Origin of the sequence: uncultured Ruminococcus sp., assembly GCA_902785355.1 — a bacterium.
In the GTDB taxonomy this organism is placed as follows: Bacteria; Bacillota; Clostridia; order Oscillospirales; family Acutalibacteraceae; genus Ruminococcoides.
Genome location: CACZYF010000001.1, coordinates 95,216 through 116,696 on the forward strand (window position 1 = coordinate 95,216; position 21,481 = coordinate 116,696).

The window sequence follows — 21,481 nt, forward strand, 5'->3', positions numbered from 1 at the left end:
ACACCAAGGAGGTAGGAGAATGAAACGTTACCGCATGATCGCGGCTGTCACGGCAGTGGCGGCGCTGCTGTCAGGCTGTACCTCTCTGAGCCTCAACGGACGCGACATTCTCTCCCCTCCCCACGCCGCGGGTGACCGCGCCGACATCCAGCAGATGATCGAGAAGGACGCGGGCAAAAACTACGAACTCATCTATCCCGACGCGGGCGACCGCAAGAGCGGCGTCATCATGCGTGACCTCGACCGCGACGGAACCGACGAGGCGATCGCTCTATATACCGTCGGCGGCAGCGCGAGGATTCTTGCCGCCGAGAAAAAAGGCGGCAGCTACAAGAGTGTCGGCATCGCCGAGCTGCAGTCGGCGAACATCGGCAGCATGCGCTTCGCCGATATCGACAGAGACGGCATTGATGAAATCCTCATCAGCTGTGACGCGGGTTTACCCGCCGCCTCGTTGAGTATGTACCTCATGAACTCGGAGCTCAAGCAGGTCGATATCGCACAAGGCTTCACCGATTACATCACGGGCGATTTTGACGGCGACAGCGGCGAGGACGTGCTGATCCTCACACCCGTCAGTCCCGAAGCGACTGCTACGGCGAAGCTGCTGAGCTATGACGGAAGCGTCTTTACCGTACGCTCGTCCTGCGAGATCGATCCCGATATAACCGCCTACCCCTTACTGCAGTTTTCCGATATCGGCTCGGGTCAAAAGGGTGCTATCGCGGACGGGGTAACCGAGGACGGCAAGTATGCCACCCAACTGATTATGTTTGACCGGGCGGAAGATGCGCTGACCAATCCGCTGTTCGTATCCGCTAATTATGCGAGCTACGGACGCACCATTCCGCTGCTGTCGAGAGATATAGACGACGACGGAATGATCGAATTCCCGCTCTGTTCACTGACGGCACACAGCGGGAAGGAAGATATCTCGCATGTCTGCGCGCTGGCGCAGTGGTGCTGCTACGATCCCTCGAGCCTGATCCCGCTCTCAAAGGTCACCACCTTTTTGTGCGAACCCGCAGGCTTTATGCTCAAACTCGACGCGGAGCTCTCGACCACCGTCACCGCCCGCTACGACGGCGAGAACACCTTCACACTGCATGCGCTGACCTACAAGGGAACCGAGCCTCAGCTCGGCGAAGTTCTCCTGACGATCAAGCGCTATGACGCGGGCGACTTTGACAGCTCGACCATCTCCGAGGAGGTCATCCGTGAGAGCGGCTCAGCCGTCTACACCTGCATCAGGAGCGACAAATGTCCCCTGTCCGATAAAGAAATCAAAAACAGCTTTACGCTGATTGATAATAATTAAAATACAGATAATCCTGAACGGAGGTTATTCTTATGAAAAAGATTTTGGTATGCGAAGATGAAGCCGCTATCCGCGACTTCGTCGTGATCAATCTCAGAAGAGCCGGCTACGAGGTCGTCGAGGCTGACTGCGGCGAGATGGCTCTGCAGAAGTACGAGGAGCAAAACGGCGACTTTGACGTCGCGATCCTCGACATCATGATGCCCGGCATCGACGGCTTACAGGTCTGTAAGGAGCTCAGAAACCGCAACTCCGGCATCGGTATCATCATGCTCTCCGCACGCACCCAGGAGATGGACAAGGTCACCGGCCTCATGCTGGGCGCCGACGACTACATCACCAAGCCCTTCTCCCCCTCGGAACTGACCGCACGCGTCGACTCGCTGTACCGCCGCGTCTCCCTCTCGGAGCAGAAGAACGAGAACAACTTCAAGGAAGAGCTGCAGAGCGGTATCTTCACCCTCAACCTCAGAAACCGCGCGCTGATGAAGAACGGCAAGATGATCGAGCTGACGCAGGTCGAGTTTCAGATCATGGAATACTTCTTCTCCAATCCCGGCGTTGCGCTCGACCGTACCGACATCCTTAACCATGTCTGGGGCGAGGCGTATGTCGGCGAGGAAAAGATCGTCGACGTCAACATCCGCCGCCTGCGTATGAAGGTCGAGGACGAGCCGTCCAACCCCAAGTACATTGTAACCGTATGGGGTCTGGGCTACAAATGGGATACCGTGTGATTTGTCAAAGACAGATCAATGAATAATGAGTACTGAAATACAGAAGAAAGCATCATGTCGGTCATTCCCTTCCCCGGGGAGAGGGATGCCGTCTCCGGCTGAGGAAAAGCCCTCCCTTCACCATTCACTATTCACTATTCACCATTAACCAAAACGAGAGGGAGTGAATACATGTTTAAGGGTATCAACCGGCGCTGGCTGATCAATACCTTCTGCGTCATATTAGCCATCATAATTCTGCTGGTCATAACCTTATCCGTTTCCGTACACTCCTTATGCTACAATACGGTTGAAGCTGCGCTGACGACTCACGGCGAGGAGCTCGCGTCCGTTTTTCCCGGCTATACCGCTGAGAACGCCGAGCTCTTTCAGTCGGCGGCTTCCGTTTACGCAGCTGACTTTGACTACAAGGATGAAATGGAGATCGAGGTCATTAACGCTGACGGTAAGGTAGTAACGTCGTCCACCGGCTTCGGCACTGATGAAGAGGACATACCGGATTACAAGAACGCGCTCAGGAACAGTGACGGAAAGGCGCGCTACATCGGACGTAATCCGTCGGGTGAGAAGATCATGGCTGTCAGCCGCGTAATCCGCAACGCACAAGGAGCGGAACTGGGCGCGGTTCGCTATATATCCTCTCTGCGTAATGCCGACGCTAAGGTGCTCATCTACACCCTAATCGCTGCTGCGGTTGGTCTGATTATCATCGCGGTCGTCGCGGTATCGGGCTACTACTTCATCCGTTCCATCGTAAAGCCCGTGAATGAGATGAGCGACACCGCCCGTCGCATCGCACAAGGCGACTTTACCGCAAAAATCGATAAAATGTACGACGATGAGATCGGCGATCTGTGCGACAGCATCAACGACATGGCGAAGGAGCTCGATGCGAATGAAAAGCTCAAGAACGACTTTATCTCGCGCGTATCGCACGAGCTGCGCACTCCGCTGACCGCCATCAAGGGCTGGGCGGAGACCATGCAGTACGGCGTACCCGACCGCATCACGCTCGAGAAGGGTATGAGCGTCATCGTCAAGGAGAGCTCGCGCCTGACCTCGCTGGTCGAGGAGCTGCTGGACTTCTCGAAGCTTCAGAGCGGCAGACTGACTATGCAGATGGCGCGTATGGATATCCTCGCCGAGATCGACGAGGCAGTCTATATGCTCAAGGAACGCGCCCTATCGGAGGGCAAGCACCTGCTGTATGACGATCCCGAGGAGATGCCGATCATCTACGGCGATCGCAACCGACTCAAGCAGGTATTCCTCAACGTAATCGACAACGCGCTGAAATACACCCCCGAGGGCGGTATGATCGGCGTGCAGGTATATCAGGACTTTAAGGAGCACACCGTCAAGGTCGTCGTCGCCGACAACGGCTGCGGCATCGCGGCGGAGGATCTGCCTAAGGTCAAAGAAAAATTCTATAAAGCGAATCAGAAGATCAACGGCTCCGGCATCGGACTGGCGGTAGCCGACGAGATCATCAAGATGCATAAGGGCTCGCTTGAGCTCGAGAGCTCGCCCGAGGTCGGCACCACCGTCACCATCACCATCCCGATCTATAACGAGGCGGCAGCGCTGGACGACGACTCTCAGCCGCTGGGAGGCATCACCCCGCCTACAGCGTAAAACATCAACGATAAGAAGGTACTTATGAAAGAACAAGACAGAAAACAGCAAAAACGCATCACCTCCATCGGCGGTTCCGCGCTGATCGAAGGCATCATGATGCGCGGTCCCAAGCGCACCACCGTAGCGTGCAGGATCGATAAGGATCATATCTACACCGAGGATATCGAGGTCAAGCCGCTGTTCAAGGCGAAGTTCTGGAAGCTGCCGCTGATCCGCGGTATCGCGGGTATGATCGACAGCATGCGCCTGAGCTACAAGGCGCTGGGGCTCGCCGCGGACAAGGCGCTCGAGGCGGGTACCGTCGAGGAGGAGGAACCCTCCAAATTTGAAAAGTGGCTCGAAAAAACCTTTGGTGACAAGCTAATGAACGTCGTCATGGTCATCGCCTCCGTCTTAGGCATAGCGCTGGCGCTGGGACTCTTCGTGTTTCTGCCGGCGGCGCTCTTTGACTGGACGCTGGGCGGCGCCTTCAAGGTCGTCGACCCCGCGACGCAGGCGGTCTCCTACACCGTGGCGGGTCAGTTCGTGAAATCCGCCTTCTGCGGCGTTTTGAAGATCGCACTGTTCATCGGCTATATGCTGCTGGTGTCCCAGATGGCGGATATGAAGCGCGTGTTCAAATATCACGGCGCGGAACATAAAACCATCTTTTGTTATGAAAACGACGAGGAGCTGACCGTAGAGAACGTACGTAAGCAGTCCCGCTTCCATCCCCGCTGCGGCACCTCGTTCCTCGTGGTCACGCTCTTAGTCAGCATCTTCGTCGGACTGTTCATTCCCGTCGCTCCCTTCGGCGTCAAGCTGCTCAACCCCGTTTTCCGTCTGCTGCTCCTGCCGGTCATGGTGGGGCTCGGATATGAGTTCATCAAGCTCTGCGGCAGACACGACAACAAGCTGACCCGTATCCTCGCGACTCCCGGTCTCTGGGCTCAGCGTATCACTACCAAGGAACCCGAGGACGAGATGATCGAGTGCGCGATCGAAGCCATGAAGGCGGTGATCCCCGATGATGGCTCCGACATCGTCAACAACTGCGCTTGCGCAACTCCGTAAGCTTGAAATAATACTCGCCCATGCGGGGACAGAGAATCCCGCAGGCGACGCGAGAGAGATCCTGGCGGCGGTCATGAGCTGTCAGCCGAATCTTCTGCGATTAAAATATGAAACGATCCTGTCCTCCGAACAGCTCGACAGGTCGGTCTCGATGGCGAAAAGACGCGCGTCGGGCGAGCCGATCCAGTATGTGCTTGGTATGTGGAGCTTCATGGGCAGAGATTATAAGGTTGGACAGGGCGTGCTGATCCCCCGCGACGACACCGAGGTGCTCGTCGGTGAAGCGCTGCGCATGATAAGGTCCGTTCCCCGTCCGCGTATCGTTGATCTGTGCTCGGGTTCGGGCATCATTGCGATCACGCTCGCAAAGGAGCTTGACGCAACGGTTTACGCCGTGGAGAAAAGCGGCGAGGCGTTCGCCTATCTTAAAGAAAACATCACACTGAATCAGGCGGACGTCAAGGCAATCCGCGCCGATATAAAGGATTGTGTCGTCGATTTCGGCGACTGTTCACTCGATATGATCGTATCGAACCCGCCCTACATCCGCTCGAACGATATCGCCGACTTGCAAAATGAGGTTCAGTATGAGCCGAGGCTCGCGCTGGACGGCGGCGAAAGCGGGTACGATTTCTACGAGCTGATCATCCGATTATGGACGCCGAAGCTGAAAGACGGCGGAACTATCGCCTTCGAGCTAGGTGAAGGGCAGTTCGACTATGTCGCAAACCTGCTGAAAGCCGCCGGATATACCAATATAATAGGTTACCCCGATATCCAGGGCATCACCCGCGCGGTAACAGCCGAATATGGAGAACGGTTAACGAAGAATGGTTAAGGGAACGCTTCGCGTTTGGGTTCCTTTAAATCGTATGCGAACAGAACCCCCTTTCACCGTTCATCAATCACCTTTCACTGTTTGCTGAAAATAGATTTTTTGTTCGAAAATCTTGATTATTTCAAACATATATGCTATAATTTCATCAGTTGAGATCACTACAGGCGAATAATCTTCGCCCTCACAATGCTATTTGAATCAGAAACCAAAGGAGAGATTTTTCATGGCTCTGGATAAGAACAAAGCTCTGGAAACCGCGTTATCACAAATCGAGAAGCAGTTCGGCAAGGGTGCTGTCATGCGCCTGGGTCAGAACACGCATATGAATGTCGAGCATATTTCGACAGGCTCGCTGAGCCTGGATATCGCGCTGGGTATCGGCGGTCTGCCCCGCGGCAGAATCGTCGAGATCTACGGACCCGAGAGTTCGGGTAAGACCACCCTGTCCCTGCACTGTATCGCGGAGGGTCAGAAGAACGGCGGCAACGTCGCCTTCATCGACGTAGAGCATGCGCTCGACCCGGTCTACGCCGCCGCCTTAGGCGTCGACGTCGACAGCCTGCTGGTCTCTCAGCCCGATACCGGTGAGGACGCGCTCGAGATCGCCGAGGCGCTGATCCGCTCCGGCGCGATCGACGTCATCGTCATCGACTCGGTCGCCGCGCTGGTCCCCAAGGCGGAGATCGAGGGCGAGATGGGCGACAGCCACGTCGGTCTGCACGCCCGGCTGATGTCTCAGGCGCTGCGTAAGCTTGCCGGCGCGATCAACAAGTCCAACTGCGTCGCGATCTTCATCAACCAGCTGCGTGAGAAGGTCGGCGTCGTTTACGGTAATCCCGAGGTCACCACGGGCGGCAGAGCGCTGAAGTTCTACTCCTCCGTTCGTATCGACATCCGCCGCATCGAGACCCTCAAGTCCAACGGCGAGATGGTCGGCTCCCGCACCCGCGCCAAGGTCGTCAAGAACAAGATCGCCCCTCCCTTCAAGGAAGCAGAGTTCGATATTATGTACGGCGAAGGCATCAGCCGCGTCGGCGAGCTGATTGACCTTGCGGTGAAAGCAGACGTCGTACAGAAGAGCGGCGCATGGTTCTATTACGGTGAGACCCGTTTGGGTCAGGGCCGCGACAACGTCAAGGAGCTGCTGAAAAACGACGACGCGCTCCGTAACGAGATCGAAGCTAAGCTCTGGGAGAATGTCGACAAGCTCACTTCCCGCGCGAAGAAGCCCGCAAAGGCTGCCGCGAAGCCGGTAGCCGCCGAGCCTGCTCCGGCTCCCGCCGCTCCCGCCGAGAAGAAGAAAAAGAGCGCTAAGATCGACATTCTGGTCGAGGATTGATCAATAAAATGCAAATAACCGCTGTTGAGCCCCGTCGTAAGGGGCTCTCTGCGCTCTATATCGACGGTGAAGAGGCGATGAAGCTCGACACCGAGGTGCTCCTGTCCCATCGCTTCGACGTGGGGCGCGAGATCACCGACGAGGAACTGCACGACTGTGTGCAAGCCTCCGATAAAAAGCGCTGTAAGGACAAGGCGATGTGGCTGATCTCCTTCCGCGATCACTCACGGCACGAGCTTTTAACGAAGCTCAGACGCGATTACAGGGAGGATACCTGCGAGGCGGCGGTCGGACGGCTGGAGGAACTCGGGCTGATCGATGACGGGCGTTACGCGCGCCGATATGCCGCCGATCTCGTGAACCTCAAGCATCTCTCCGAGCGCGGCGTTCGCGAGAAGCTGCGCGAGAAGGGCATCGACCGTGACCTGATCGATGAAGTAGTCGACGATCTCGTCATCGACGAAAAAGATCAGATTCGCCTTGTGATAGAGAGAAAATACGCGCGCGCGATCCTTGACGAGAAGGATCAGCGCCGCGCCGCCAACGCGCTGGCGCGCATGGGCTTCCGCTACGCGGACATAAAAAGCGTGCTGCGTGAATATACAGAGATAGAGGACGATTATGAGTAGCGTAGGAATCGTATCCCTCGGCTGCGCCAAAAACCGCGTAGACGCCGAGATGATGATGTATCAATTGAATCAGGCGGGCTTCCAGCTCAAGGAAGACCCCGCGATGGCGGACGCCGTCATCGTCAATACCTGCGGCTTCATCGAAAGCGCCAAACAGGAAAGCATCGACGAAATTTTGGAGCTTGCTCAACTGAAAAAGGAAGGCAAGATCAAAGCGATCATCGTCACCGGATGCCTCGCCGAGCGCTATAATACCGAAATCATGAAGGAGCTCGAGGAGGTCGACGCGGTCATCGGTATCGGCAAGAACGCCGATATCGCCGATGTGGTGCAAAAGGCACTCGACGGCGAGAAGACCGAGGTTTTTCCCGACAAGATGGAACTGCCGATGGAGGGCGGCCGCGTACAGAGCACCGAGCGCCACTGGGCGTACCTCAAGATCGCCGACGGCTGTGACAACTGCTGCACCTACTGCGCGATCCCGCTGATCCGCGGCTCGTTCCGCTCCCGAAGAATGGAGAACATCATCGAAGAAGCCGAGCGCCTCGTCAGAAACGGCGTCAAAGAGCTCAACGTCATCGCGCAGGACACCACCCGCTACGGCGAGGATCTCTACGGTGAGCTAAAGCTCGCGGAGCTGCTCAGAAAGCTCTGCAAAATCGACGGTCTGCAGTGGATCCGCGTGCTCTACTGCTACCCCGACCGTATCACCGACGAGCTTCTCGACACCATCCGCGAGGAAGAAAAAATCGTCAAATATATCGACCTGCCGCTGCAGCACTGTAACGGCAGAGTGCTGCGCGCAATGAACCGCCGCGGCGATAAGGAAAGCCTTCTGACGCTCGTGAGCCATATCCGCGAGAAGATCCCCGGCGTCGTGCTGCGAACCACCCTGATCGCGGGCTTCCCCGGTGAGACGGAGGAGGACTTTGAGGAGCTGAGCGACTTTGTCGCACAGACGCGCTTTGAGCGGCTCGGATGCTTCGCCTACTCACAGGAGGAGGATACGCCCGCCGCTCTGCTGCCGGATCAGATCGACGAGGATGTCAAGAACCGCCGCGCTGAGATCATCAGCGAGCAGGAGGCGCTGATCATCGACAGCTGGTGCGAGGATCAGGTCGGCAAGGAACTCGACGTACTGGTCGACGGCTTCGACCGCTATGCCGACTGCTGGTTCGGACGCTCGCTGTTTGACGCGCCGGAGGTCGACCCCTGCGTATTCTTCACCGTCGGCGAGACAAAGCCTCGCCCGGGCGACATTGTTCGCGTACACATCACCGACCATATCGACTGTGATCTGACAGGAGAGATGTTATGAAAAAAATGAACCTGCCCAACAAGCTGACCATGCTGCGGATCCTGCTGGTACCCGCCGTGATCGCGTGTATCCTGATCGACTTTCCGTTCCACCTTTTAGCGGCGGCAGTCCTGTTCGGGATCGCCTCGATCACCGACGCGCTGGACGGAAAGATCGCGCGCAGGGATAACCTGATCACCGACTTCGGTAAATTCGCCGATCCGCTGGCGGATAAGATCCTCGTGATCTCGGTGCTGGTGTGCTTCGTCAAGCTCGGGCTGTGCGGCGCCGTCCCGCTGATCATCATCATCTTCCGCGAGTTCGCCGTGACCTCGGTAAGGCTCGTCGCCGCCGCGAAGGGCAAGGTCATCGCCGCCAATATGTGGGGCAAGGTCAAGACCGTGTCCCAGATCGTCGCGATCGGCGCGATCTTCCTGATGCAGACCGCTTTGGATATAATCTCACTCGCTATGGTGGGCTGGGTCGTACCCTTCGGTCATCTTCAGTCGTATAACTGGACCGCGTACTGGACCCTCGATACTATATATAATGTATTCAACATCATCGGTCAGGTGCTCATATGGATCGTTGCGGTCGTCACCGTGATCTCCGGCGTGAAGTACCTGAAAGATAATATAGAAGTCATCAGCGATATGTAAATCGGTTGCGATTGCCGCGTCGTCGGCTTGACCCCCGACTTCTCACAATAACATTTATAATAATAGTTGCAAAATCCGAAGATATCGTATATAATAGGATAGATATATAAAAAGGCAGCGATTAGGAGAAGTAATCCCGCAGAAGCTGACAGAGAGGACGGCATATGCTGAAAGCCGTCTGAGTGGACGCCGGATGAAATGCGCCTATGAGCCCGCGACGGGAAAGGATACAGGTATTATGATCCCGAGTATCGCCGCGCGTCAGCCCGCGTTAAGGGCTAGAGGGCATTATACCTTATATAATGCCAAATTTGGGTGGAACCACGGCGCTGTCGTCCCTATGGGATGACGGCGCTTTTTTCAGATTACAGCGATAGATGAAGGATGGGTTATCCCACTACGATTGATAATCATTCAAAAAGCGAAGCTTTTCCGCAACCGTTCTCTGTTCTCCGTTCACCATGATAAAAGGATTTGATCACAATGTTCGACACACTGAAAGCCGACCTGAACGCTGTAATGCAGCGCGACCCGGCGGCACGCAACCGGATGGAGGTATTCTTCCTCTACTCAGGCTACAAGGCGGTACGCAAATACCGCCGTGCCCACTGGTTTCATATCCACAACATGAAGTTCATCGCCCGGTGGCTGAGCCAGCGCGCCCGCCACAAAACGGGCGTAGAGATACACCCCGGCGCCACCATCGGCAAGGGACTTGTCATCGACCACGGTATGGGCGTCGTTATCGGCGAGACCACCATCATCGGCGACAACTGCCTGATCTACCAGAACGTCACCCTCGGCGGCACCGGTAAAGATCAAGGCAAGCGCCATCCGACCCTCGGCGACAATGTGATGGTTGGTTCGGGCGCTAAGGTTCTCGGTCCGTTCAAGGTCGGCGATAACTCGCGTATCGCCGCGGGAGCCGTGGTACTCTCCGAGATCCCGCCGAACAGCACCGCTGTCGGCGTACCCGCCCGCGTAGTAAGGATCAACGGCGTACGCCCCGACCTACTCGACCAGATCCACTACTCCGATCCCGTCGCGCAGGAGCTGTGCCGTATGCATAACGAGATCCAGCAGTTAGGACTGGAGGTACAATATCTGAAAAACAGGTTGAACAAAAATGCCGATCGTCTCAAAAACAATGCTCAGTCACCTACAGTGACAGCTCCCCAAGGATTGGGAAGCGATGAAAAAGGAAAGGAAGATTAAAATGATTCTATACAATACACTCGGCGGTACAAAACAGGAATTCATTCCGCACGAAGCAGGCAAGGTCAAGATGTACACCTGCGGACCGACCGTCTACCACTACGCTCACATCGGCAACCTGCGCACCTACATCATGGAAGATGTGCTGGAAAAGTATTTCCGCTATATCGGTTACGACGTTCTGCGCATCATGAACATCACCGACGTCGGTCACTTAAGCTCCGACGCGGATACCGGAGAGGATAAAATGCTCGCGGGCGCAAAGCGCGAGCACAAGACCGTCATGGAGATCGCGCAGTTCTACACGGACGCGTTCTTCTCCGACACCGCGAAGCTCAACATCAAGACCCCCGACGTCGTCGAACCCGCTACCCACTGCATCCCCGAGTTCATCGAGATGGTACAGACCCTGATCGACAAGGGCTACGCGTACCTTTCGGGCGGCAACGTCTACTTCGACACCTCCAAGCTCGACAGCTACTATGTCTTCGGCAACATGAACGAGGATGAGCTGCAGGTCGGCGTGCGCGAGGACGTCACCGAGGACGAGAACAAACGCAACAAGAACGACTTCGTCCTCTGGTTCACCCAGAGTAAGTTTGAGGATCAGGCGCTCAAGTGGGAGTCGCCGTGGGGCTTAGGCTACCCGGGCTGGCATATCGAGTGCTCCGCCATCTCCATTAAGCACGCGGGCGAGTACCTCGACATCCACTGCGGCGGCGTGGACAACGCTTTCCCCCATCACACCAACGAGATCGCCCAGAGCGAAGCGTACCTCGGCCATCAGTGGTGCCCGTACTGGTTCCATGTGCTCCATCTGCTCGACAAGCGCGGCAAGATGTCGAAATCCAAGGGTGGTTTCCTGACCGTTTCTTTGCTCGAAGAGAAGGGCTACGATCCGCTGGCATACCGCTTCTTCTGCCTGCAGTCACACTACCGCAAGCCGCTGGTATTCAGCTTTGAGAACCTCGACAATACCGTACAGGCGTACAATAAGCTGGTCGCGCGTATCGCGAAGCTCAGCGCCGACGGCGAGCCCGACCTCGAGGCGGCAAAGGCGTATCAGGAGAAGTTCAGAGAAGCGCTCGACAACGACCTGAACACCTCACTCGCGATCACGGCGCTGTACGACGTCTTAAAGGGCGATATCTCCGACGCGACCAAGCGTTATCTGATTGCGGACTTCGACAAGGTGCTGTCGCTGGGGCTGATCGAAGCGGCTGAGAAGAAAGCCGCGGATACAGCACCCGCAGAGGGCGTAGACGTCGCAAAGATCGAGGCACTGATCGAGAAACGCAAAGATGCCAAGGCAGCCAAAAACTGGGCGGAAGCCGACCGGATCCGTGACGAGCTGAAGGCTTCGGGGATCATATTGAAGGACAGCAAAGAGGGTACGACCTGGAGTATCGAATAATATCATACCGCAGTTCTCAAGTGAGGGCTGCGGTATTTTTTGCGTCGAGAGGACATATACTGTATCGGTGATAATATGAAATTTCTGGTACTGACAAAACGGCGGCTCATGATCCTACTCTCATGCGTAATGATCGGTGCAGTGGCGATGGTCGTCGCAAGCTCCACTGCGGGACAGATCGTCGCAACCATGAGCGAGCCTCGCGAGATCCCGATCTACTATGTCGATACACAGGAGAAGGTCTGCGCCATCTCGTTCGACGCGGCTTGGGGGAACGAACAGACCGTGACCCTGCTGGATATCCTCGATAAATACGAGATCAAGAGCACCTTTTTCCTCGTCAAGCAGTGGGTCGACAAATACCCCGACGACGTTAGGGAAATCGCCGCGCGCGGCCACGACGTCGGCAACCACAGCGCGACCCATCCCCATATGGCGCGGCTCAGCGTAGAGGATCAGCTTAAAGAGATCCGCGCCTGTAATGAGGCGGTCGAAAAGCTGACGGGCAGCTGCCCGACTCTGTTTCGTCCACCCTACGGAGAATACGACAACAAGCTCGTGCAGAACCTGAGGGATGAAGGGATGTACTGCGTACAGTGGAACATCGACAGTCTCGACTGGAAGAACCCTTCCCCCGATGAAATGGTCAGCCGCATCCAAAGTAAGCTCGTGCCCGGTTCGATCATCCTTCTGCACAACGGCGCCGAGAACACACCCGAGGCACTGCCGCGTATCATCGAAGCGATCCGCGCCGAGGGTTATACCATTGTCCCGATCTCACAAATCATTCCCGAAGGCGATTATACGACCGATCACGAGGGAAAAATGATACTGACTCAGCATGAAAAAAGCACCTCCGATTAACTCGGAAGTGCTTTACTTTTTTATAAAAAGATTATTTTGAATCCGCCGTGCTATTAGCAGGCTTTTTTGACTTTGCCGGCGTATCTAGCCGCTCGAACACCATCTCGGAGCCTGCAGAGCTGGTCAGCGTCAGCGTGCCATTCTCATAGAGATAAGGCGCAGACAAGCCCTCCTCATCCGTGAAAACTTTCTTTCTGTAATCAACGGTCAAAGCGATTGTATCGTCGGGCAGAGCCAGCGTCGCCTCTTTATCTTTAACGGTCAGAATGATATCATCGAGCATATCGAGGCTCGGATCGAGATTCCAGTCATAAGCGCTCGCGCTCAGAGAAATCAGCTGATAGCTCCCGGAGATATCGACCTTACCGCAGGCGGAAAAGCCGAGCGCCGCGCACAAAACGACAATCAGTACAATCAGCTTCTTCATCGTTTTGTGAAGGTCATCACGCTGTCATCCGACTGAATGGTGATAGACTTGCCCGCAGCGGAATCGCTGACTGTAAAGCTCGTCACACCGGTGCCGTTCGACAGGGTATGAGCACTTTGATCGATGGTATAGTGATAGGTGTCGCTCCCCTCGCCAAGGGTCATCGTACACTCATTTCCGCGGACGGTCAGCGTATAACTGCCGCTGACGGAAGCGATCGACGCGGAAAAATCCTCGCCGCCGCTGACAAAACCGCTCAAGGTATAATCACCGTCAAGGCTGTGTTTATCTGTAAACCATCCCCATGATATGGCAAAAAAAGCGAGGCTTGCGATCAACGCTGCTAAAAAGGCAACCAAAAAAGCCAATCGTCCGGTGTGCTTCTTTCGTACGGGCGGCATAGATTCTGCCGGAGCGGGATAGGGCGTAGGAGCGCTGTACTGTTCATGCGGTGCGGTATAATGCGACTCGGCGGGACGTAAGGTGTTGACGCTGTAGACGGGGCGCTCGTTCAGTACGGGCATAACAGGCTGCTGAGGGCTATGGGACGGCTCCTGCGGAAGCGGTTGAGCTTCCATCGGCGTACCGCAGACGGTACAAAACACATTCTGCTCACTGACCTCGGCGCCGCAGTTCGGACAGAATCTCGCCATCATGAAACCTCTCTTTCTGTTATGCAACTCGATTTACGTAATATTGATTCGTTAATATCCGCCGTTCATGACGGCTTCCTTAACCTGTTCCTTCAGGCTGTCCAGCGGCGACTTATCGGGGATCAGGGGAACGTTCTGCTTGGGCAGGCACGACGCGCTCTGCTGGCTCTTCATCTGTATCACGATATTATGGCGCTGCACCAGCTGGAATATCTGGATGATCGTGTTGCAGCTGTCGATCTGTTTGAGGATATCCTCACGCTTCTCACGGTGATCCGCCTCGTAGATCGCCGCCTTCACCTGACGTTTGAGGCTGTCGAGAGGGGCAAGCTGAGGCATCGGCACCGGAGCGGGCTTCGGGAGAGAAGAGGCGCTCTGCTGGCTCTTCATCCCTATCACGAGTCCGGTATGCTTCACAAAAGAAAATATCTGCTCGATGGTCTGACAGTTATCGACTGCTCTGATCAAGTCTTCGGTTGACAGGTCGGGATGTCCGGGTATATGCAAGCGTACGCCTCCTTTCAATTTCATCACATTATCGGTAATATTATAAACGACCTTGAACATTTTTTCAAGTAAAAGTAAACTTATTATGAAGTTTATTTACAATAATCGCGATTTGTGGTATTCTATTCGTATATTTTTTCAGAATACGGAGCGATTTATGGCTTATTTAGACGATAATAACGAGAATCTGTACACCGCGGGCGATCCGCTGGAGGCGCTCGACCGCGAGCTGGCGGAGCTGAAAAGCACTCTCGGCGAGATGGAGGAACAATCCGCTCCCGCCGATGATCCGACATCTGAGCCTGAGGAGAACACCTCCGAGGATAAGGCGCAGCCCGAACCGACAGCCGAGGAGATTCCCGCAGAAGAACCCGTTAAACCCAAAACAGAGGAAGATATGAAGAATCCAAAGAATAAAGAGAAGAACCGCACGCCGCTGATCGCTGTGCTGATCATCCTGACCGTTTTGCTGATCGGCAGCATCGGCTTCGGCGTGTACCGTATGGTCGCGCCGGGGAACGTCGACAGTACCGCCGAGCCTACCGCAAGCGGCAAGGTCGTCACCGTCACCGACTCGGAGATGGGCGAGCTCGAGATACAGACCGCCAAGGGCGCCAAGCTGAATACCCTCACCAAAGAAAATCTGACCACAGAGAAGGACGGCACCTATGCCTACTATGAGGACGGGGTGAAGATCTCACACCTCGGCGCCGATCTGAGCGAATTCCAGTCCGGCGTCGACTTTGAAGCGCTGAAAAACGCCGGCGTCGAATTCGTTATGCTTCGCGTCGGCGGCAGATATTACGGTGAAAAGGGCACCATGTATGAGGACACCGTCTTTGAGGACTTCTACGAGAAGGCTCAGGCGGCGGGGCTGAAGATCGGCGCTTACTTCCTCTCACAGGCGACCACCGTCGAGGAAGCCAAGGAAGAAGCGAACTTCATCCTAAAAAAGCTGAACGGCAGAAAGCTCAGCTATCCGATCGCCTTTGACTGGGAGAATATCGGCGACGATGAAGCGCGTACCGACAATGTGACCGGCGAGACGCTGACGCTGATGGCGGAGGCGTTCTGCGATACCATCAGCGAATCAGGCTACAAGCCGATCGTTTACTCCAATACCGACCAGATGTTCACCCGCTACGACTTCGAGACCATGAAGGACTACGACTTCTGGCTCGCCGACTACCGCGACTTCCCGAACATGTACTACAAATTTGACATGTGGCAATATACCAAGGAGGGCACGATCGACGGCATAGAAGGCACGGTCGATCTGAACCTAAGCTTCACCGATTTCAGCGAGTGATCCGGGTGAGATCGCCGCGTAGTGACAAACGGTAGAGTGCTTTTTGGAATATTTACAACAAACAAAAGCGCCTACGGATGTAAGCGCTTTTTAAAACGGTTATGAATCGAAGAAGTGCTGACCGTCGTCGGTGACGAGCCGCTCCGTCTTAGGATACTCGAAGATCTCCGGATTATCGCGGTTCGCTTCCAGATAGGTGACAAACTCCGCCGCGTACCACTTCGCCATACCGAGATTATGCATAAGGTAATGGCCGCAGTTGACAGGCGTCGCGCCGGGAACCTCCTCGGTATCATCCACCGACTTAAAGGCGCTCAGGAGCAGTCCATAGATCTCCTGAGGCGTTCTGTCGCCCTTCATGATCAGATAGAAGCCTGTCAGGCAGCCCATCGGACCCCAATAGACGATCTCGTCCTTGTACTCCGGATCGTTGCGCAGATAAGTGGCAATGATATGCTCGAGCGAGTGCATCGCCGCTACGTCGATCACCGGCTCCCTGTTCGGTCTTTTGAGCCGGATATCATAGGTCGTGACCGAAGCGCCCGCGACGGTATCTACCCTGCTGACAAAAATACCGGGGATGATGCGTGTATGATCGACCGAAAAGCTTTGTATCAGTTCCATCTTGCTGTCTCCTTTACACTTTATCATTCTAAGTCTAAGTGTAACATAAAAAGCTCAAATAAGCAAGATTGAAAAAACGCACTTTATACTAAGTATCCATTAAACGCTTTAACAAATTTGTTAGCGAGAAATTTCGCAGAGCAAGGCGGAGGACGCAGGCATACTGGCGTATGTCAAGGACGATGTCAAGGACGACAACACCGCTATGCGGAATTTAACGCAATAAATGTTAAAGTGTTTTAATGATACTTAGTATGAAGCTCCGAAAAGCCGTTACTGGAACATATCCTTCGCGCTGTCGACCAGATCGCCCAGTGCGTCGGCGACCTTATCCGCCTTCTTCTGCAGGGTCTTCTTGTTGTTCTGCATCATGGCGACCCCGACAAGACTGACCGCCGCTCCCGCGAGCATACCGCCGATGATGCACCACAAGCTTCCGCCCTTCTTCTCACACGACATATTTTTATTCATCTTCAAACCTCCTTTGCACATCATTTCATCATTATTGTCTGCAAAGGGATTCGGTATATACTAAGATAAAAGAGGGAATTTCTTTTGGAAAAAACTGACAAAAAAGTACTGAACATCGTGCTCTTTGAGCCCGAGATCCCGCAGAACACCGGCAACATCGCCCGCACCTGCGCCGCCACCGGCGCGAGGCTCCATCTCGTGCGCCCGTTCGGCTTCGAGATCACCGACCGCAATCTGAAAAGAGCCGGGCTGGACTACTGGTATCTCGTCGACATCACCTACTACGATTCGATCGACGACTTCTTCAAAAAGACCGACGGCGGAGAATACTTTTTCTTCTCCACCAAGGCGCGCCATACGCACAGCGAGGTCAGCTACCCCGACGGCGCGTACATCATCTTCGGCAAGGAGACCCGCGGCATCCCCGAGCATGTTCTCATGAAGTACCCCGATCGCTGTGTACGCATCCCGATGATTGACGAAGCAAGGTCGCTGAACCTTGCGAACTCCGTCGCCGTCGGCTGCTACGAGGTACTCCGCCAGTGGAACTACCCCGAGCTCCTCACCAAAGGCGAGCTCCACCGCCACCACTGGGAGGACGCGGAACAGCCGACGACGACCTTATGATTACTGCCCGCTTGAAAACAGCGGGCTTTTTTGTACATCTGTGCATAAAACTTACATTTTCCTATTGCATGGATTGGTGTTTTGTTATATAATTATGAAGTAAAATTATGGTATCGGAAGTTTGCGGTTAGCTTTAAGTAACCACTATTGCTTTCTTGGCTTAGAATTCGCGGACGTCCGATATACAGAAAGGATGTTTTTATCATGAAACTCAACAAGTACACCGTTGATGACATCAACTTCGCGGGCAAAAAGGTACTCTGCCGCTGTGACTTCAACGTCCCGCTCAAGGACGGCGTTATCACCAACGACAACCGTATCACCGCAGCACTCCCCACTATCAAGAAGATCATTGCCGACGGCGGCAAGCTGATCCTGTGCTCTCACCTGGGCAAGCCGAAGAACGGCCCCGAGGAGAAGTTCTCTCTGGCTCCCGTTGCCGCTCGTCTTAGTGAGCTGCTGGGTCAGGACGTCGTCTTCGCGAACGACGACGAGGTCGTCGGCGAGAACGCCAAGGCTGCTGTTGCCGCTATGAAGGACGGCGACGTCGTTCTGCTCCAGAACACCCGTTTCCGCAAGGAAGAGACCAAGAACCTCCGCTCACCGCGCTCACTGCTCCACCGTCGGCGTTACCGACCACATCAAGGAGACCGCTGTCGGTTACCTGATGCAGAAGGAGATCGACTACCTCGGCAACGCGGTAGAGGCTCCCGTACGCCCCTTCGTCGCGATCCTCGGCGGCGCTAAGGTTGCTGACAAGCTGAACGTTATCTCGAACCTGCTCGAGAAGTGCGACACCCTGATCATCGGCGGCGGCATGGCTTACACCTTCGCTAAGGCGCAGGGTAAGGCGATCGGCACTTCCCTCGTAGACGACACCAAGCTCGACTACTGCAACGAGATGATCAAGAAGGCGGAGGAGCTCGGCAAGAAGCTGCTCCTGCCCATCGACACCGTCTGCACCAAGAGCTTTCCCGATCCGATCGACGCTCCCATCGAGACCGAGGTCTATGCTTCGGGCGAGATCCCCGAGGACTGCATGGGTCTGGACATCGGTCCCGCTACCCGCGAGCTCTATGCCGAGGCTGTTAAGTCCGCTAAGACCGTCGTATGGAACGGTCCTATGGGCGTATTCGAGAACCCGATCCTCGCTGAGGGCACGATCGCTGTCGCAAAGGCTCTGGCTGAGACCGACGCTACCACCATCATCGGCGGCGGCGACTCCGCTGCGGCTGTCGTCAACCTCGGCTTCGCCGACAAGATGAGCCACATCTCCACCGGCGGCGGCGCTTCTCTCGAGTATCTCGAGGGCAAGGTTCTGCCCGGTATCGCGGCTATCGCCGACAAAGACTAATCAACATTGAATGAGGGCGGCTCTCGTCGCCCTCTATTACCATACGAAAGGAATTTTATTATGATACTTGACGCTTTAACCAAAAGTATGAGAAAAACCATCATCGCGGGCAACTGGAAGATGAACAAAACCCCCTCCGAGGCGAAGGCGCTGCTCGAGGAGATCATCCCCCTCGTATCCGACGCTGCGTGTGAGGTTGTCGCCTGCGTTCCTTACGTAGACCTTGCGACCGCTGTCGAGGCGACCAAGGGAACCAATATCAAGATCGGCGCCGAGAACTGCCACTGGGCTGAGAGCGGCGCGTTCACCGGCGAGATCAGCACCGGTATGCTCAAGGAGATCGGCGTAGAATACGTCGTGATCGGTCACTCCGAGCGCAGACAGTACTTCGGCGAGACCGACGAGACCGTCAACAAGCGCGTCAAGGCGGCTCTTGCGGCGGGACTCAAGCCCATCGTCTGCGTCGGCGAGCTGCTGTGGGAGCGCGAGTGCAACATCACCAACGAGGTCATCGCGCGTCAGATCAAGCTCGACCTGTGGGATGTCACCCCCGAGGAGATGGCGAACGTCGTCATCGCTTACGAGCCTGTATGGGCGATTGGCACCGGCAAGACCGCTACTGCTGAGCAGGCGGAGGAAGTCTGTGAGTTTATCCGTATGTGCTTAAAGACTCTGTATGGTCTGGAGATCGCTTCGGGCGTTACCATCCAGTACGGCGGTTCCATGAACGACAAGAACGCTGCCGAGCTGCTGGCTAAGACCAACGTTGACGGCGGCCTGATTGGCGGCGCTTCTCTGGTTGCTGAGAAGTTCGCGGCGATCGTCGCGGCGACTAAGCCCGCGGAGTTCTGATTTTGACACTTCGGTGAGGGTTCAAGACTTTATCACCCCACCACAGAGAGGACTATTATATGAAAAAACCGATTGCATTAATCATTATGGACGGCTTCGGCATCGCGCCCAAGTACGGCAACGCCATCACCTATGCGCGTACCCCGTATCTTGATCAGCTGTTCTTCAAGAATCCCGTTACCATGATCGGCGCGTCGGGTCTGGACGTAGGTCTGCCGCACGGTCAGATGGGTAACAGCGAGGTCGGACACACCAACATGGGCGCGGGCCGCATCGTCTACCAGGAGCTCACCCGCATCACCAAGTCCATCGAGGACGGCGACTTTTTCGAGAATGAAGCCATGAACAAGGCGGTCGACAACGCGCTCGAGCACAACAGCTCGCTGCACCTGTTCGGTCTGCTGTCCCCCGGCGGCGTCCACAGCCACAACACCCACCTCTACGGCATCCTGGAGCTGTGCAAGCGCAAGGGACTCGATAAGGTTTACATCCACGCTTTCCTCGACGGTCGTGACGTACCGCCCTCCAGCGCCAAGGAATATGTCGCTGAGGCTGTCGCGAAGTGCGAGGAGATCGGCGTAGGTAAGATCGCCACCATCGAGGGCAGATACTACGCGATGGACAGAGATAACCGCTGGGAGCGCGTCGAGAAGGCGTATTCCGCGATCGTCTACGGCGAGGGCGTACAGGAGACCGATCCCGTACAAGCTGTACAAAACAGCTATGACAACGGCGTGACCGATGAGTTCATGCTCCCCGCAGTCATCGCAGGCGGCGACACCGTCAAGGCGAACGACAGCGTGATCTTCTACAATTTCCGTCCCGACAGAGCGCGCGAGATCACCCGCACCTTTGTCGATCCCGCGTTCTCGGGCTTTGAGCGTAAGAACGGCTTCTTCCCCGTCTGCTACGTCTGCATGACCCAGTACGACGCGACCATGCCGAATGTCGAGATCGCGTTCAAGCCGCAGAAGCTCGTCAACACCCTCGGCGAGTATCTCTCTAAGAACGGCTTGACCCAGCTGCGTATCGCCGAGACCGAGAAGTACGCTCACGTCACCTTCTTCTTCAACGGCGGCGTCGAGAAGCAGTACGACGGCGAGGATCGCATCCTTGTTAAATCCCCTGCTGTCGCGACCTACGACATGCAGCCCCATATGAGCGCGTACGAGGTCACCGAGAAGTGCGTAGACGCCATCAAGAGCGGCAAGTACGACGTCGTGATCCTCAACTTCGCCAACTGCGACATGGTCGGTCATACCGGCGTATTCGAGGCGGCTGTCAAGGCTGTCGAGGCTGTCGACTGGGGCGTCAAGAAGGTATCTGACGCCATTGCCGAGATGGGCGGCGTGACCTGCATCACTGCCGACCACGGCAACGCCGATCGCATGATCGACAAGGACGGTACTCCCTTCACCGCCCACACCACCAACCCCGTTCCCTTCTGCGTCGTCGGCTACGACGAGTGCAAGGAGCTCAGAGCGGGCGGCGTGCTCGCGGACATCGCGCCCACTATGCTCGACATCATGGGTCTGCCTCAGCCCGAGGAGATGACCGGCAAGAGCATGATCATGCGCTGAGTGCGTGCTCACTTCTCCGCCTTTTGATGTGATTACTCTGTCACGTTGACGAACGGCGGGACAAAAGTAATTATTA

The 21,481-nt window shown here is 55.6% G+C and carries 21 protein-coding genes, 1 pseudogene and 1 other annotated feature; of the genes and pseudogenes, 17 read left to right on the forward strand and 5 right to left on the reverse strand.

All coding sequences use genetic code 11. The features are described 5' to 3' along the window. Positions 1 to 19: 19 nt before the first annotated feature. From R2I50_RS00435 to R2I50_RS00490, 12 genes are all read left to right on the forward strand, one after another. Positions 20 to 1,318 carry a VCBS repeat-containing protein gene (locus R2I50_RS00435; protein WP_316607084.1) on the forward strand — a complete coding sequence of 433 codons (1,299 nt, stop codon included), beginning with the start codon at positions 20 to 22 and terminating at the stop codon, positions 1,316 to 1,318. A gap of 32 nt (positions 1,319 to 1,350) precedes the next feature. Next, positions 1,351 to 2,055 (forward strand): response regulator transcription factor, encoded by a 705-nt coding sequence (locus R2I50_RS00440; RefSeq protein WP_316607085.1) that lies wholly within the window; start codon positions 1,351 to 1,353, stop codon positions 2,053 to 2,055. Positions 2,056 to 2,226: 171 nt separating this feature from the next. After that, complete coding sequence (locus R2I50_RS00445) at positions 2,227 to 3,690, forward strand: ATP-binding protein (protein WP_316607086.1); 1,464 nt, start codon at positions 2,227 to 2,229, stop codon at positions 3,688 to 3,690. A gap of 24 nt (positions 3,691 to 3,714) precedes the next feature. Continuing rightward, complete coding sequence (locus R2I50_RS00450) at positions 3,715 to 4,746, forward strand: DUF1385 domain-containing protein (RefSeq protein ID WP_316607087.1); 1,032 nt, start codon at positions 3,715 to 3,717, stop codon at positions 4,744 to 4,746. Continuing rightward, positions 4,700 to 5,584, forward strand: a complete 885-nt coding sequence (gene prmC, locus R2I50_RS00455; RefSeq protein ID WP_316607088.1) for a peptide chain release factor N(5)-glutamine methyltransferase — start codon at positions 4,700 to 4,702, stop codon at positions 5,582 to 5,584. The genes R2I50_RS00450 and prmC overlap by 47 nt, the downstream gene beginning before the upstream one ends. Positions 5,585 to 5,807: 223 nt before the next feature. Continuing rightward, positions 5,808 to 6,923, forward strand: a complete 1,116-nt coding sequence (gene recA, locus R2I50_RS00460) for a recombinase RecA (protein WP_316607089.1) — start codon at positions 5,808 to 5,810, stop codon at positions 6,921 to 6,923. 8 nt (positions 6,924 to 6,931) lie between these two features. Further along, entirely contained in the window at positions 6,932 to 7,552 is a 621-nt protein-coding gene (locus tag R2I50_RS00465; protein WP_316607091.1) for a regulatory protein RecX, read from the forward strand. Beyond that, positions 7,542 to 8,870 (forward strand): 30S ribosomal protein S12 methylthiotransferase RimO, encoded by a 1,329-nt coding sequence (gene rimO, locus R2I50_RS00470; RefSeq protein WP_316607139.1) that lies wholly within the window; start codon positions 7,542 to 7,544, stop codon positions 8,868 to 8,870. The genes R2I50_RS00465 and rimO overlap by 11 nt, the downstream gene beginning before the upstream one ends. Further along, positions 8,867 to 9,508, forward strand: coding sequence for a CDP-diacylglycerol--glycerol-3-phosphate 3-phosphatidyltransferase (pgsA, locus tag R2I50_RS00475; RefSeq protein WP_316607093.1), 642 nt, complete (start codon positions 8,867 to 8,869; stop codon positions 9,506 to 9,508). The genes rimO and pgsA overlap by 4 nt, the downstream gene beginning before the upstream one ends. Before the next feature lie 108 nt (positions 9,509 to 9,616). Beyond that, positions 9,617 to 9,851: a binding site (T-box leader), on the forward strand. 140 nt (positions 9,852 to 9,991) lie between these two features. Next, positions 9,992 to 10,723, forward strand: coding sequence for a serine O-acetyltransferase (epsC, locus tag R2I50_RS00480; RefSeq protein ID WP_316607094.1), 732 nt, complete (start codon positions 9,992 to 9,994; stop codon positions 10,721 to 10,723). Position 10,724: 1 nt separating this feature from the next. Continuing rightward, positions 10,725 to 12,137 (forward strand): cysteine--tRNA ligase, encoded by a 1,413-nt coding sequence (gene cysS / locus R2I50_RS00485; RefSeq protein WP_316607095.1) that lies wholly within the window; start codon positions 10,725 to 10,727, stop codon positions 12,135 to 12,137. A gap of 75 nt (positions 12,138 to 12,212) precedes the next feature. Next, the gene (locus tag R2I50_RS00490; protein ID WP_316607096.1) at positions 12,213 to 13,001 is read left to right on the forward strand and encodes a polysaccharide deacetylase family protein; all 789 of its coding nucleotides are present in this window, start codon (positions 12,213 to 12,215) and stop codon (positions 12,999 to 13,001) included. 31 nt (positions 13,002 to 13,032) lie between these two features. On the opposite strand, the gene R2I50_RS00495 is transcribed toward R2I50_RS00490, so the two are convergent. From R2I50_RS00495 to R2I50_RS00505, 3 genes are read right to left on the reverse strand one after another with little or no spacing between them, the layout of a single operon-like run. Continuing rightward, positions 13,033 to 13,428, reverse strand: coding sequence for a hypothetical protein (locus R2I50_RS00495; protein WP_316607097.1), 396 nt, complete (start codon positions 13,426 to 13,428; stop codon positions 13,033 to 13,035). Beyond that, positions 13,425 to 14,084 carry a zinc-ribbon domain-containing protein gene (locus R2I50_RS00500; protein WP_316607098.1) on the reverse strand — a complete coding sequence of 220 codons (660 nt, stop codon included), beginning with the start codon at positions 14,082 to 14,084 and terminating at the stop codon, positions 13,425 to 13,427. The genes R2I50_RS00495 and R2I50_RS00500 overlap by 4 nt, the downstream gene beginning before the upstream one ends. 48 nt (positions 14,085 to 14,132) lie before the next feature. Then, positions 14,133 to 14,588, reverse strand: a complete 456-nt coding sequence (locus R2I50_RS00505; RefSeq protein WP_316607100.1) for a hypothetical protein — start codon at positions 14,586 to 14,588, stop codon at positions 14,133 to 14,135. Between the two features lie 157 nt (positions 14,589 to 14,745). On the opposite strand from R2I50_RS00505, the gene R2I50_RS00510 reads away from it, so the two are divergent. Next, complete coding sequence (locus R2I50_RS00510) at positions 14,746 to 15,897, forward strand: GH25 family lysozyme (RefSeq protein ID WP_316607101.1); 1,152 nt, start codon at positions 14,746 to 14,748, stop codon at positions 15,895 to 15,897. Positions 15,898 to 15,996: 99 nt separating this feature from the next. Here the strand turns inward: R2I50_RS00510 and R2I50_RS00515 are convergent, their stop codons facing one another. Both R2I50_RS00515 and R2I50_RS00520 read right to left on the reverse strand, forming a co-directional pair. After that, positions 15,997 to 16,521: an S-ribosylhomocysteine lyase gene (locus tag R2I50_RS00515; RefSeq protein WP_316607102.1), complete on the reverse strand. Its 525-nt coding sequence runs from the start codon at positions 16,519 to 16,521 to the stop codon at positions 15,997 to 15,999. A gap of 273 nt (positions 16,522 to 16,794) precedes the next feature. Continuing rightward, a complete protein-coding gene (locus R2I50_RS00520) occupies positions 16,795 to 16,992 on the reverse strand; it encodes a hypothetical protein (protein ID WP_316607103.1) in 198 nt (65 codons plus the stop codon). 84 nt (positions 16,993 to 17,076) lie between these two features. Between R2I50_RS00520 and trmL the strand changes: the two genes are divergently transcribed. The 4 genes and pseudogenes from trmL to gpmI all read left to right on the forward strand — a co-directional run bounded on the left by trmL (position 17,077) and on the right by gpmI (position 21,405). Then, positions 17,077 to 17,619 (forward strand): tRNA (uridine(34)/cytosine(34)/5-carboxymethylaminomethyluridine(34)-2'-O)-methyltransferase TrmL, encoded by a 543-nt coding sequence (trmL, locus tag R2I50_RS00525; protein WP_316607104.1) that lies wholly within the window; start codon positions 17,077 to 17,079, stop codon positions 17,617 to 17,619. 204 nt (positions 17,620 to 17,823) lie between these two features. Further along, a pseudogene (locus R2I50_RS00530) lies at positions 17,824 to 18,973 on the forward strand (phosphoglycerate kinase). Positions 18,974 to 19,033: 60 nt separating this feature from the next. Then, on the forward strand, positions 19,034 to 19,825 hold the full coding sequence (gene tpiA / locus R2I50_RS00535) for a triose-phosphate isomerase (RefSeq protein WP_316607105.1): 792 nt from the start codon (positions 19,034 to 19,036) through the stop codon (positions 19,823 to 19,825). A 59-nt stretch (positions 19,826 to 19,884) separates the two neighbouring features. Then, positions 19,885 to 21,405 (forward strand): 2,3-bisphosphoglycerate-independent phosphoglycerate mutase, encoded by a 1,521-nt coding sequence (gene gpmI, locus R2I50_RS00540; RefSeq protein ID WP_316607106.1) that lies wholly within the window; start codon positions 19,885 to 19,887, stop codon positions 21,403 to 21,405. Positions 21,406 to 21,481: the final 76 nt, after the last annotated feature.